Consider the following 13,060-nt stretch of genomic DNA (forward strand, 5'->3'; position numbering starts at 1 on the left):
GATTATCCGCTATTTGAATTATATTTGCGACAACAATAAACATTAGAATGGAAAATAACAGAGAACATCATATAGGAAAAACGGACTTTGACGCATTTGTTCATGCCGTTGGTTCGGAAATAGAACAAGCGCAAGTCCGGCTGATTACCGCTGCCAATGCGCAAATGCTGTTCCATTACTGGAAAATGGGCAACTATATCCTGTATCATCAGAACTTGAAAGGTTGGGGAAGCAAAATCATCAAGCAACTGGCAAAGGCTATCCGGTTCAATTACCCCGAAAAGAAAGGTTATTCGGAGCGTAACCTTACTTATATGTGCCAATTTGCACGGTCATATCCGTTGAACGTGCTACGAAGTTTCATTGATACAGATACAAGGCTGTCTGTTCCAAGCATACAGAATGTTACAGATGAAGTATTGAAACTGAACAACGGACAATTTACGCAGGAACTTACTGCGCAAATACAATCCGCTGATTGTCAATCTTTAGAAATTACGCAGGAAGTTCCTGCGCAAATTCAGGATGTGGAGAAAACAGTTTCTGCCATTTACAGGATGGAAATTAGGGAAATAGAAAAAGTTTTCCTGAAATCCCCTGTTGCCAAAATAAACTGGGCAAGCCAAATGGTCATACTTGACGGTTCGTTACCGTTAGGCATAGGGTATTGGTACATGAAGCAGTCTGTAGAAATGGGCTGGAGCAGCAATGTCCTTAAAATGCAAATTGAAACCAATCTATATAACAGACAAATCAGCAGCAACAAGGTAAACAATTTCACAGCCACACTTCCGGCACCACAAAGCGACCTTGCCAATTACCTGTTGAAAGACCCATATATCTTCGATTTGGCTGGAGCGAAAGAAAAGGCAGACGAAAGGGACATTGAAGAGCAACTGGTAAAGCACGTCACCCGTTACTTGTTGGAAATGGGCAATGGTTTTGCTTTCGTTGCACGGCAGAAGCATTTTCAAATTGGTAACAGTGATTTCTTTGCCGACCTGATTCTATATTCCATTCCGCTACACGCATACATTGTTGTAGAACTGAAAGCTACCCCGTTCAAACCGGAGTATGCAGGACAACTGAATTTCTACATCAATGTGGTGGATGACAAACTGAGGGGAGAAAATGACAACAAGACTATCGGGCTATTGCTGTGTAAGGGAAAAGACGAGATTGTGGCACAATACGCTTTGACAGGCTACGACCAGCCAATAGGTATCAGTGATTACCAGTTGAGCAAGGCTATACCCGAAAACTTGAAATCAGCTTTGCCAAGTGTGGAAGAGGTGGAAGAAGAACTGGCATCTTTCCTTGACAAGGACAATAATCCCCAAAATTGAAGTCTATGGCAGGAGAAATAAACAAACTGATTCCCCAATATGGAGAACTCAACAGAATATATAATGATTGGGTAATCAATTATGCTTTTTCTTTTGACAAGCAGAAATTCATTACCGACTTTTATCGGCAGCATAATGATACAAAGGCTTTTGAAGCCGCCATCCTTGAGTTGGTACTTGACAAGCAAAAAGAACAATACACATTGATTCTCAATAGTCTGAAAATCGAAATAGAAAAGAATATACGGGCTTATGAAACAAAACCGCTGAATGATGACGTCATAAAGCGTGTGTGTTTTCACTACGCAGACAGGCATAATTCTGCAATCAAGGACCAGTTGGAGATTACCACCAAGTTGCACGAGCCTTTGAATGACGCATACCACAGATATGATTTCATTGGTTTTCGGGAGCATACAGACGAAGAAGAAATACAGGCAGAAAAGGAATATGAACGCTGCAAGGCTGAATACGACAAGGAAAAGAAGGAACTGGATAAACTATATGAACTGCAAAAGCAAGACAGGAAAGAGGCTTTTCAATATATAGAGAACCTTTCCGGTAATGTTTACCGCCTAAGCCTTCTTTTTATGGAAGTTCTGAAAAAGTACCTTCCTGATGATGGGGAAGAAAAACAGCAGGATGAACCAGTCAAGCAAAACGAGCAAGAAGAAGTACAGAATACACCGGAGGGACAACATGAATATTTTGACATGAAGTCGCTTTCACCCATTCATGAAACTTGTGTCGGGGAACAGTTCGAAGCCATTACCATAGCGGACTTCTATGCCAATATAAACCTGTACCCCTGCAAAAACAAACTAAAAATCAAGGCAAGGGAAAAGATACGGGTGTGTTACCTGATGTTCCTGATGAGCGAGAAACTATCCAAGCAATACAGGGATGAATGGAGAAGCCAAATATTAAAATTGTTGGATATTGACGAGAGCTATTACAGGTCGAAATACAAAGAACCTGTTTCCGATTTTCCGAGTGACAGCAACCAAAGATTCGCCAAAGAAATGGAAAGCATATTCTGATAATTCGTGATATAACCTGACATTCTACGAAATTACCACTTTTACCACTCAAATTAATTTTTGAGTGGTATTTTTATTATCTGATATTCAGTGATATACAACAACACCAAATTATATCATCCACATCCTTACCACTCACAACCATACCTAATTTTGCATCGTTCGAGAACAGAAATAACAGCCAGTGCGCAGGGCTGATTGTTTAACGACTAAATAGATTGGACGATGACAAATCTTCAAGAGTTATTATTAAAACCCGTCTGGCAGATGACAGGCGAAGAGTTCATATTTCTAAGCAAGCACGCTTCCAACCAAACGGAAGCGCAGCCGCAGCCCGTCACGGACACAGAAAGAAAATATGTGTACGGAATACTTGGCATTGCCAAATTGTTCGGGTGCAGTCTGCCCACCGCCAACCGTATAAAGAAAAGCGGAAAGATAGACAAAGCCATTACGCAAATAGGGCGCAAGATTATCGTTGATGCGGAACTTGCCCTTGAACTGGCTGGAAAGAAAACCGGAGGACGAAAATAACGGGAGGGAGACTTATGGATTATATGAAAGAGATTAAGGATATATCGGCAGAAGAAGCCGTAATCCTTTGGCAAGCCTCACGTTTGAGCCTGTCGAAAAGTTACGAGAAAGCACCTGAGATTCTTAAAGTGCATGGTTCCGTCATAGGGACATTGGGAAATTTCAGCGCATCCATCGGCAAAGCCAAGAGTAAAAAGACCTTCAATGTGTCGGCTATCGTAGCTGCCGCATTGAAGAACGGCACGACATTGCGATATGTGGCGGAACTTCCGGAAGACAAACGGAAAATCCTTTATGTGGACACGGAGCAAAGCCCATACCATTGCCTGAAAGTCATGAAACGTATTTTGCGGATGGCAGGACTTCCCGATGACAGGGACAATGAGAATCTTGAATTTCTCGCTTTGAGGAAATACACACCAGAACAGCGTATCAGGATTGTCGAACAGGCTATCTACAATACGCCTGACATAGCCCTTGTAATCATAGACGGCATCCGTGACATGGTATATGACATCAACAGTCCCGGTGAATCGACACGCATCATATCCAAGCTGATGCAGTGGACGGACGACAGGCAGATACATATCCACACGATACTCCACCAGAACAAGGGCGATGAGAACGCGAGGGGACATATCGGCACGGAACTGAACAACAAGGCGGAAACCGTCCTCCTTGTGGAAAAGGACAAGGGCAACGGGGATATAAGCAATGTTTCAGCCATGCACATACGGGCAATGGACTTCGAGCCTTTTTCATTCCGTATCAATGACAATGCCCTGCCTGAACTGATGGAGGGTTACAAGCCGGAAGCCAAGAAACCGGGAAGACCCGAAGAAGAAAAGTTCGACCCTTACAGGCATATCACCGAACAGCAACACCGAATCGCACTGGAAGCCGTTTTCGGACTGAAAGAAGAATACGGCTACAAGGAACTGGAAGACACCTTAATCAAGACCTATGTGTCGGTGGGTGTAAAGCTAAACCATAAAAAGGCGGTATCGCTCATCACCATGCTTAGGAACAAACGGATGATAGTACAGGAGAACGGCAGAAAGTACACGTTCATGCCCGACTTCCACTATTAGCCCACACCATGTAATCGCTTCACTTTATTCCGAGGGTCTATATATTAGGGATAAAGCGAAGTGGTTGCGGAATGTGACAAAACCGCTTCACTTTATTACCGTACCCTATATATACGAAAATAAAGTGAAGTGATTATAGACCGTACTTCATAAAGAGGTACGGGCGAAAAGAGAAATAAACCAATTCAATTATCATTAAACCAATCGTTTTATGGATATACAGACAGCGAAACAAATCAAGATAGCAGATTATCTGTACAGTTTGGGCTTTTCTCCGGTTAAACAGCAGGGAATAAACCTGTGGTATAAGTCACCGCTAAGGGAAGAAACGGAAGCCTCGTTCAAGGTGAATACAGAACGTAACCAATGGTATGATTTTGCACTCGGCAAGGGTGGGAACATCATCGCACTTGCGCAGGAACTTTACAGTTCAGACCATGTGCCATACCTCCTGCAAAGAATCGGAGAGCTGGCACCCGGCATTCGTCCCGTATCTTTTTCTTTTGGCAAGCAATCATCTTCCGAGCCGAGTTTTCAGCAGTTGGAGATTGTACCACTTTCTTCTCCTGCCCTATTCACCTATTTGCAGGAAAGGGGAATAAACATTGCACTGGCAAAAAGAGAATGTAAGGAAGCGCACTTCACCCATAAAGGCAAACGGTATTTCGCCATCGCCTTTCCCAACATGTCGGGTGGGTATGAAATCCGCAACAGATATTTCAAAGGCTGCATTTCCCCAAAGGAAATATCCCACATCAGACAATCAGGAACAGCAAGGGAAACGTGTTATGTGTTTGAGGGATTTATGGACTACCTTTCATTTCTCACTTTGAGATTGGAGAATTGCCCGAAATATCCCGAACTGGATAGGCAAGATTATATGGTGCTGAATTCCGTAGCCAATGTTTCCAAAGCCCTCTATCCTTTGGGGAGCTACGAGCGCATCCATTGTTTCTTTGACAATGACCGTGCAGGGATGGAAGCACTCCAACAAATCCGTATGGAATACGGCAGGGACTTATACATCCGTGACGCTTCGCAGACATACAGCGGATGCAAGGACTTGAACGAATACTTACAGAAACAGGCTGAAAGAAACAGGCAAGTTCAATCAGCAAAAGGGACGCGCAGCCAACCACCAAAAAAGAAAAACGGCTTTTGGTTATAGCCCACTATAACTACACGCTTCGCTTTCGTAGTTGTGGGCTCTCCCGAGGGGCTTATGGTTCTGCCCTAAGAACCCGGCAAGGGCTGTCAGCCCTATACAACCCGACCAAAGAGTGACCCTCTCTTTGGAAACTCCGCTTATGGGTGGCACCCCTAAGAACCCCTCTGTGAAAGTGAGCAAAACAATCTATCGTAAACAATAAATCAGAATAGTCATGGCAACAAAATCAAGCATACATATCAAGCCTTGCAACGCTAAATCAAGCGAGGCTCATAACCGAAGGACTGCCGAATACATGCGTAATATCGGAGAGTCCAGAATCTACATTGTACCCGAACTATCCACCGACAACGAACGATGGATAAACCCGGACTTCGGCAGCCCCGACCTGCAAACGCACTACGACCACATCAAACAAATGGTAAAGGAAAAGACTGGTCGTGCCATGCAGGAGAAAGAACGTGAGCGCAAAGGGAAGAACGGAAAAATCATAAAAGTGGCAGGGTGTTCACCCATCCGTGAGGGTGTGCTGCTTATCAAACCGGACACCACACTGGCAGACGTGAAGAAATTTGGCGAGGAATGTCAAAGACGCTGGGGCATCACTCCGCTTCAAATCTTCCTGCACAAGGACGAGGGGCATTGGCTGAACGGAAAGCCTGATGCAGAGGACAAAGAGAGTTTCCAAGTCGGTGAAAGATGGTTCAAGCCGAATTACCATGCACATATCGTATTCGACTGGATGAACCACGACACGGGCAAGAGCCAAAAGCTCAACGATGACGATATGATGGAAATGCAGACTTTGGCTTCTGACATCCTCTCCATGCAACGTGGGCAATCCAAAGCCGAGACAGGCAAGGAACATTTGGAAAGGAACGATTTCATCATTGAGAAACAGAAAGCCGAACTGCAACGTATAGATGAAACCAAACGACACAAGGAACAACAGGTAAGTCTTGCCGAACAGGAACTCAGACAGGTAAAATCAGAAATACGCACGGACAAACTAAAAAGCGTAGCCACCGATGCTGCCACCGCCATAGCAAGCGGAGTTGGTTCTCTTTTCGGAAGTGGAAAGCTGAAAGAACTGGAGCGAACTAACGAAAATTTGCACCAAGAGATTGCCGAACGAAACAAAGGTATTGACACCCTCAAAATCCAAATGCAGGAAATGCAAGAACGACATGACAAACAGATACGCAATCTTCAAGGAATACATAACCAAGAACTTGAAGCCAAAGACAGGGAAATATCACGATTGAACACCCTACTTGAAAAGGCATTCAAGTGGTTTCCGATGCTTAGAGAAATGTTGAGAATGGAACAACTATGTGCTGTCATTGGGTTTACTAAAGATATGATTGATTGTCTTTTGACAAAGAAAGAAGCCATCAGATGTAATGGAAAAATCTATTCCGAAGAGCATAGACGAAGATTTGAAATCAAAAACGACATCTTCAAGGTAGAGAAACATCCAACCGATGATAGCAAACTGGTACTGACTATAAATAGACAACCAATAAGCGAATGGTTCAAGGAACAAGTGGAGAAATTACGGCAAGGTTTACGCAACACTGCAGAAGAACCAAGAAAAAGTAAAGGATTTAGAATGTAAAATACTTTTGTTTTGAGAAATGAAAGTACCATTTCCGACAACGGGAATGGTACTTTTTACTAATTTTATGAAGTCAACAAATAGTTTACTTGGATTCGGCTATGGCATAGTAGCGTTCTTCATGCAAGTCATCCGCATTTTGGTGAACAATTGCCACACGCGTAGTCTTATTTTCATAAGTTTCCACCACATCTGCACCTTCGGGAAGTGTCTTGAAATCAGACGCGGTTAGTGAAGACTTTTCGCCTAAATGCTTTCCCAACAGCCATTTCAATCCCTCTTCTTGCGCTTTGAGGTATTCTGCATCAGCAAGATGCGAAGAATTAGATACTTGTATTTTTATGAAACAAGTCTCATTGGCTTTTTGAGTATCTGTCAATAGAAACTCATAACGGGTATCAAGGACATTATATATACCATTAGTCTTAGGGTTGGCAAGTGCAAAACTTCCATTCTTCCAGTCCACCCCAAGGAAGTCACGTTCACGCATGACCTGAGTCGTTGAACACTCGTATATCAGCTTTCCATCTTTATAGCCTTTAAGACAAATCGGGAAATCTGTTTTCTCGTAAAAATAAGAACCCCACTGGGAAGTAAAACTTTCCTCCGTCCTGTTCCCATCTGTACTATATCTGTAAACGCAATAAGTATCAGGTAAAAGCGGAGAAGACATTTCAATCAGGTCATAGTATTTCAAGAAGTCTGGTGTGACGGGGAATGAGTATTCGTCTCTATGATTGAGTATTCTAAATGTCAGAAAATCAAAAGGAGCAGCCAACGGGGTGTCCAAATCCATAAATGGAACAAGTTGCACCATCTTCAACTTAAACTTAGCCTCTTCAGGCAGTTCTTCCGGTTTGGGAGTGACAGGAGGAATGTCATTTATGATTTTAAGAAGCTCATAAGCTATATTCGAGCCGTCAGCCGGTGGATTGGCAAATGTCGTTTTACGTACTTCCAACTCATATTCATGTCCGCGTACATAATCAAATCCCTGAATGCCGCCAAAGGCAAGATGGGAATATTCCAAATCACCATCTTCTTTCACAAGCATACACTCTACAGGAACTTCACTTCCCCATGGCATATACGTACCTGTTTCGGCAGACACATACATTTTTATTGTTTCCACTCTGTCTGTAAGTTCGTCTTCATCGCAACTCACCAAAAAGACGATGCTTGTCAGTGCCAATAAAACCGTTTTAATACATTTAGTCATCATCGTTTATCTATTAAAAGTCTTTGAAATCTGTTCACCCACACGTCTGAGAGCTCCCTTAATATCAGCATTTGCGCTGAATCCAAGCGTAGTATAAGCACCTTGACAGGAAACTAAAGGGCGGTCTGTATTGAAATCTATAAAATTGACTGTGACCACAGTTTCTTCTTGCCGGGCAGAGACCCCGAATTTGGCTATCAATAAAGCAGATTGTTCCTCCTGCGTCAAATCACCCATACGATACTGGCTCACCATAGTCAGGCCCGATTGTCCCACTGCATCGTACAATTGAATTTGATACTGCACGAGTTCGGGCGGCATCCTGTACGTGTCATTATCAATGACTGTAACATATTTGTATTTTGTCAAATCGGTATCTTGTGAAATCACCGATTTAGAAACCGTACAGCTTGCCAAAACCATTGACAAGAACATACTGAATAGAAAAATATACTTTTTCATCATTTATCATACGCAAGTTAATAAGCTATTAAAACAATTACAAAAATAGCGATAATATTCAGACTTCAATTCAATTACCACTATTTTTAACTTATAACTCACAACCTTGATATTTCTAAGGATTTGCCTCTCTTGTATTTGGAAAAGTGTTACAGTAGTAAACTGGTGTGAATAAGGGATGCTTGATTCATCTTAAATAATACAAAAACACCCAACTTTACATTTTTGGGTGTAAAATTGGGTGTTTGTTTTGCAATTTACTGATTTTCAGCGTTTACTGCGGAGAGAGAGGGATTCGAACCCCCGGTACCTCGCAGTACAACGGTTTTCAAGACCGCCGCAATCGACCACTCTGCCACCTCTCCAAATGCGGATGCAAAGATAGAGGAAATTTTGAATCTGCAAAAAGAAATAAAAGGCTTTTTTCAAAAAAGATGTATTTGTGGTTCGTAAGATCAGTAATCCCGATAAGAACCGTAAGGTTACAGGTGTCCTTTAGACCGTGTTCACCGGCAGCAACGCTACTGTGGACAAAACGCCCCGTAAGGGGCATGGACTTTATAGACCTTATGAACTTCACGGAACTTATGGACTAAAGAGTCTTCGATTCGAACAAAATAGACTCTTTATTCGTTAAAATTATTAGTGAAACAATCAAGTAGAAAGTCATGGAAAAACAAGATATAAACACGGAACACGGGGGACAGATGCCGGGAATGGATATGTCTGCCGGGCATGGGACGATGGAACACATGCAACAAACGGATATGAAAGATGGTCATAGCAAGCAAATGAATATGGCGGGTGGGCACATGATGCACATGGGGAATTTGCGGCGGAAATTTTGGGTATCGTTGGTGATAACGATCCCGATCTTGTTGCTTTCTCCGATGATGGGGATGCACACGTCGTTTCAGATCACGTTCCCCGGCTCGGAATGGGTGGTACTGGCGTTAGCGACTTTTCTGTTCTTTTATGGCGGACGCCCTTTTCTGTCCGGTGCGGCGATGGAGTTGCGGATGAAGAGGCCGGCAATGATGACATTGATTGCTATGGGGATAGCAGTGTCATACGTGTATAGTCTTTACGCTTTTATCGCCAATAACCTCGTACATGCTTCTGGACACAAGATGGATTTCTTTTGGGAACTGGCAACGCTGATAGTGATCATGTTGCTGGGGCATTGGATTGAAATGCGGGCGGTCGGGAACGCGGGGAACGCTTTGCAGAAGATGGCGGAGTTGTTACCCGGCAGTGCGCATCTCGTGGGGGCGGATGGTGAAACAAAGGATGTTCCTCTCCAACAAGTGGAAGTCGGGCAGCAGGTTATGGTGAAGCCGGGAGAGAAAGTGCCTGCTGACGGGACGGTGGTATCGGGAGAAACGACGGTCAACGAGGCCATGGTAACGGGTGAGGCGAAGGACGTGGAGAAGAAGGCGGGGACACGGGTGATAGGCGGTTCGATCAACGGCAACGGAACGATAGTGGTGAAAATCACGGGTACGGGTGAGTCCGGTTATCTGGCACAAGTGATGAAACTTGTCGGCGAAGCGCAACAAGAAAAATCACGGGCGGAATCCGTTTCCGACAAGGTGGCAAAGGCATTGTTCTACGTTGCCTTGTCGGCAGGTATTATCGCTTTCGTCGTGTGGCTGATCGCGGATGGTAGTCTGAATATCGCTCTTGAACGTATGGTGACGGTTTTTATTATTGCTTGTCCTCACGCTCTGGGGTTGGCAATCCCGTTGGTGGTAGCGCGTTCTACTTCGTTGGGTGCGGCACGCGGGTTGCTTATCCGGAATCGTAATGCGCTGGAAAAGGCACGGCGGATAACCGTGGTGACGATGGATAAGACGGGGACACTGACCGAGGGAAACTTCCGGGTATCCGCCGTGCAGGCATTGACGGAGGGTTGGAATGAAGCGAGAGTGTTACGGGTTATGGCGGCGCTGGAAACGGGTTCGAATCACCCTCTGGCGGCAAGTATTATTGCCGAGGCGAAGGAGAGAGGGATTCCGGTGCCGCGTGTCGAGAACGTGACGTTGATAAGCGGTACAGGCTTGATCGGTGTGGTTGACGGGGTGACCGTGGAGATCGTGACGGCGGCATTCCTCGACAGACGGAAAATACCCTATGACACGGAATTGTTTGCTCGTTTGGCAGGCGAGGGAAATTCGGTGAGTTTTCTCGTGGTGGAAGATACTGTTGTCGGGCTTGTCGCTCAGGGCGACAGGATAAAACCGGAGGCTGAAGCTGTCGTGGCGGAATTGCAGAAGGAACACGTTCGTCCGGTGATGCTGACGGGAGATAACGAGGCTGCCGCCTCTGCAATAGCTGCCCGCTTGGGAATCACGGATGTGCATGCCTCGCTTTTGCCGGAAAACAAAGATCAGGTTGTGATTGCGTACCAGCAACAAGGAGAGAAAGTCATGATGGTCGGTGACGGGGTGAATGATGCCCCGGCGCTTGCCCGTGCGGATATAGGGGTTGCTATCGGGGCGGGTACCGATGTGGCGATAGACTCAGCCGACGTGGTACTGGTGCGCAGTAATCCTTATGATATAGTTACTTTCCTTGCTCTTGCCAAGAGTACTACCCGTAAAATGGTACAGAATCTGTGGTGGGGCGCGGGATATAATATTCTTGCCATTCCTTTGGCGGCGGGAGTGCTTGCCCCGGTGGGGATTATCCTCAGTCCGGCGGTAGGAGCGGTGCTGATGTCATTGAGTACGGTGATCGTGGCAATAAACGCCATGATGTTGAGAGTGAAAAAATAATGCCTATTTTATAGAGTATTGCGAAAGGTTTTACTTAAATTTGTCACCGCGTTAGTAGATAGCGAAATTTTATGGATGGGATGAATATATTAAAGGATATAGTCCGGAGTGCCGGAATGTATCCCGGTAAAACGGCTTTTGTGATTGACGGCATAGCGTATTCTTACAAGGAATTGTTCGCTTGTGTCAACGGTATTCACGCTTTTTTGGACGGGCGGGAGGAAGAGGTTATCGGGGTTGTGGCGGGAAACCGGATAGAAACGTATGCAGCCATCCTTGCGGTGTTGCTGTCCGGGAAAACGTATGTCATACTGCACCCGCATTACCCGGACAACCGGAATAACAAGATTCGGGAAGCGGGAGATATAGGGGTGGTGTTGTACGCCGACGAATGTGATATGGCGAAGGCGATGCCGGAAAGTGTGGCTTTTGTTTCTACCCGGGAACTTCGGGGTGAAGAACACGCCGAGTACAATTACGGGAGCGGGGACACGAAAGCGTATATTATTTTCACTTCCGGCAGTACCGGAGAGCCGAAAGGCGTGCCGATTACCCGGGACAACCTCAACGCGTTCTATACGGCTTATTCCGCTTTGGGATGGAACCTTGGGGCGGATGACCGGATGTTGCAGATGTTCGAGTTGACATTTGACGTTTCGGTGGTTTCGACGTTGTTCCCGTTGACGGTGGGTGCGGCTATCTACACGGTGGGACCGGGTGAGATGAAGTACACGAAAGTGTACGAGTTGCTGGAGGATGAGCGATTGACATTCGCGGCGATAGCTCCCTCGTTACTTCAGTTTTTGTCCCCTTATTTTGACGAGATCCGTTTACCGGATTTAAAATACCTGATCGTCACGGCAGAGGCAGCGCAGGCAGACGTGCTGGCTCGTTTCCGGGCGTGTGCCCCGAATGCTGAATTTGTGAACCTGTATGGTCCCACGGAAGCAACGATATATTGTACGGCTTATCGTATCCCTCGTGAAGAATGCAAGCATTATCACGGGATGATCGCGATCGGCAGACCTTTTGAAGAAATGGAAGTCGTTATTGCCGATGCGGACGGGCAGGCGTTGAATACCGGAGAGAAGGGAGAATTGTGGGTGAGCGGACCGCAGGTGATGGCGGGATACTGGAAAGACCGGGAAAAGTCCGAACAGGTGCTGGTGCGACATAACGGGCGTGTGTTCTATAAAACGGGCGACTTGTGTTACATGGATGCCGACGGGGATATCATCTATTGCGGCAGAAAAGATTACCAAGTAAAAGTGCAGGGCTTCCGGGTGGAGTTGAACGAGATCGAGTACACGGCGAGAAAATTCTATCGGGAGGAGAAGAATGTTGTTGTCGTGGCGAAAAAAGACGATGACGGGGGATGTCAGTTACACTTGTTTATCGAGGCGGCAGAGTGCGACACTCCCTCGTTGCTCGAATTTATGAAAATGCATTTGCCCGTGTACATGTTGCCCGCTCGCGTGCATTGTCTGGAGGTCTTCCCGTTGGGGACGAGTAATAAGATTGATAGGAAAAAATTATTGTCACTTGTATAAATATAAAGCTATGGAAATTCAGGAGATATTGGACGAGATTAGTGTTATTTTTCGGGATATACTGAAAAACAATGACATCGTGTTGAAAGAAGAAACGGTGGCGTCGGACGTGCAGGGATGGGATTCTTTGACGAATATGCGGTTAATCACGGCCGTGGAGAAGCATTACGGGATACGGTTTTCATTGCGGGAAGTGTTGAAGTTTAAAAACGTGGGTGACCTGTGTCGTGTCATTCAAAATAAGGTCGGGTAGCG

11 protein-coding genes and 1 tRNA gene are annotated in these 13,060 nt (G+C 45.4%); 9 read left to right on the top strand and 3 right to left on the bottom strand.

The genetic code is table 11. The features are described from left to right. Nucleotides 1-47 precede the first annotated feature (47 nt). From L0M98_RS08410 to L0M98_RS08435, 6 genes are all read left to right on the top strand, one after another. Nucleotides 48-1,346 (top strand): PDDEXK nuclease domain-containing protein, encoded by a 1,299-nt coding sequence (locus L0M98_RS08410; protein WP_136498336.1) that lies wholly within the window; start codon nt 48-50, stop codon nt 1,344-1,346. Nucleotides 1,347-1,351: 5 nt separating this feature from the next. Continuing rightward, a complete protein-coding gene (locus tag L0M98_RS08415) occupies nt 1,352-2,386 on the top strand; it encodes a hypothetical protein (RefSeq protein ID WP_136498337.1) in 1,035 nt (344 codons plus the stop codon). A 225-nt stretch (nt 2,387-2,611) separates the two neighbouring features. Beyond that, entirely contained in the window at nt 2,612-2,920 is a 309-nt protein-coding gene (locus L0M98_RS08420; protein ID WP_005856031.1) for a DUF3853 family protein, read from the top strand. A 14-nt stretch (nt 2,921-2,934) separates the two neighbouring features. Continuing rightward, complete coding sequence (locus tag L0M98_RS08425) at nt 2,935-4,011, top strand: AAA family ATPase (protein WP_136498338.1); 1,077 nt, start codon at nt 2,935-2,937, stop codon at nt 4,009-4,011. Nucleotides 4,012-4,222: 211 nt separating this feature from the next. Beyond that, nucleotides 4,223-5,179 carry a toprim domain-containing protein gene (locus L0M98_RS08430; protein WP_136498339.1) on the top strand — a complete coding sequence of 319 codons (957 nt, stop codon included), beginning with the start codon at nt 4,223-4,225 and terminating at the stop codon, nt 5,177-5,179. A gap of 214 nt (nt 5,180-5,393) precedes the next feature. Next, a complete protein-coding gene (locus tag L0M98_RS08435) occupies nt 5,394-6,797 on the top strand; it encodes a mobilization protein (RefSeq protein ID WP_136498340.1) in 1,404 nt (467 codons plus the stop codon). Between the two features lie 85 nt (nt 6,798-6,882). Here the strand turns inward: L0M98_RS08435 and L0M98_RS08440 are convergent, their stop codons facing one another. The 3 genes from L0M98_RS08440 to L0M98_RS08450 all read right to left on the bottom strand — a co-directional run bounded on the left by L0M98_RS08440 (nt 6,883) and on the right by L0M98_RS08450 (nt 8,843). Then, nucleotides 6,883-8,019, bottom strand: coding sequence for a DUF4377 domain-containing protein (locus L0M98_RS08440; RefSeq protein WP_136498341.1), 1,137 nt, complete (start codon nt 8,017-8,019; stop codon nt 6,883-6,885). A gap of 3 nt (nt 8,020-8,022) precedes the next feature. After that, nucleotides 8,023-8,439, bottom strand: a complete 417-nt coding sequence (locus tag L0M98_RS08445) for a hypothetical protein (RefSeq protein ID WP_237961685.1) — start codon at nt 8,437-8,439, stop codon at nt 8,023-8,025. Between the two features lie 319 nt (nt 8,440-8,758). Continuing rightward, nucleotides 8,759-8,843: transfer RNA gene (locus tag L0M98_RS08450), tRNA-Ser, on the bottom strand. 303 nt (nt 8,844-9,146) lie between these two features. On the opposite strand from L0M98_RS08450, the gene L0M98_RS08455 reads away from it, so the two are divergent. The 3 genes from L0M98_RS08455 (at nt 9,147) to L0M98_RS08465 (ending at nt 13,058) form a co-directional block, all read left to right on the top strand. Next, on the top strand, nt 9,147-11,255 hold the full coding sequence (locus tag L0M98_RS08455) for a heavy metal translocating P-type ATPase (RefSeq protein ID WP_227215550.1): 2,109 nt from the start codon (nt 9,147-9,149) through the stop codon (nt 11,253-11,255). A 71-nt stretch (nt 11,256-11,326) separates the two neighbouring features. Further along, a complete protein-coding gene (locus tag L0M98_RS08460; protein WP_227215551.1) occupies nt 11,327-12,805 on the top strand; it encodes an AMP-binding protein in 1,479 nt (492 codons plus the stop codon). Between the two features lie 10 nt (nt 12,806-12,815). Beyond that, nucleotides 12,816-13,058 (top strand): acyl carrier protein, encoded by a 243-nt coding sequence (locus tag L0M98_RS08465; protein WP_099293168.1) that lies wholly within the window; start codon nt 12,816-12,818, stop codon nt 13,056-13,058. Nucleotides 13,059-13,060: the final 2 nt, after the last annotated feature.

The organism is Butyricimonas sp. DFI.6.44 (genome assembly GCF_022132345.1).
GTDB lineage: Bacteria > Bacteroidota > Bacteroidia > Bacteroidales > Marinifilaceae > Butyricimonas > Butyricimonas muris.

Excerpts from the sequence above, each read along its gene's own strand:
- L0M98_RS08410 (WP_136498336.1), top strand. The coding sequence starts at position 48 with ATGGAAAATAACAGAGAACATCATATAGGAAAAACGGACTTTGACGCA.
- L0M98_RS08415 (WP_136498337.1), top strand. The coding sequence starts at position 1,352 with ATGGCAGGAGAAATAAACAAACTGATTCCCCAATATGGAGAACTCAAC.
- L0M98_RS08420 (WP_005856031.1), top strand. The coding sequence starts at position 2,612 with ATGACAAATCTTCAAGAGTTATTATTAAAACCCGTCTGGCAGATGACA.
- L0M98_RS08425 (WP_136498338.1), top strand. The coding sequence starts at position 2,935 with ATGGATTATATGAAAGAGATTAAGGATATATCGGCAGAAGAAGCCGTA.
- L0M98_RS08430 (WP_136498339.1), top strand. The coding sequence starts at position 4,223 with ATGGATATACAGACAGCGAAACAAATCAAGATAGCAGATTATCTGTAC.
- L0M98_RS08435 (WP_136498340.1), top strand. The coding sequence starts at position 5,394 with ATGGCAACAAAATCAAGCATACATATCAAGCCTTGCAACGCTAAATCA.
- L0M98_RS08440 (WP_136498341.1), bottom strand. The coding sequence starts at position 8,019 with ATGATGACTAAATGTATTAAAACGGTTTTATTGGCACTGACAAGCATC.
- L0M98_RS08445 (WP_237961685.1), bottom strand. The coding sequence starts at position 8,439 with ATGGTTTTGGCAAGCTGTACGGTTTCTAAATCGGTGATTTCACAAGAT.
- L0M98_RS08455 (WP_227215550.1), top strand. The coding sequence starts at position 9,147 with ATGGAAAAACAAGATATAAACACGGAACACGGGGGACAGATGCCGGGA.
- L0M98_RS08460 (WP_227215551.1), top strand. The coding sequence starts at position 11,327 with ATGGATGGGATGAATATATTAAAGGATATAGTCCGGAGTGCCGGAATG.
- L0M98_RS08465 (WP_099293168.1), top strand. The coding sequence starts at position 12,816 with ATGGAAATTCAGGAGATATTGGACGAGATTAGTGTTATTTTTCGGGAT.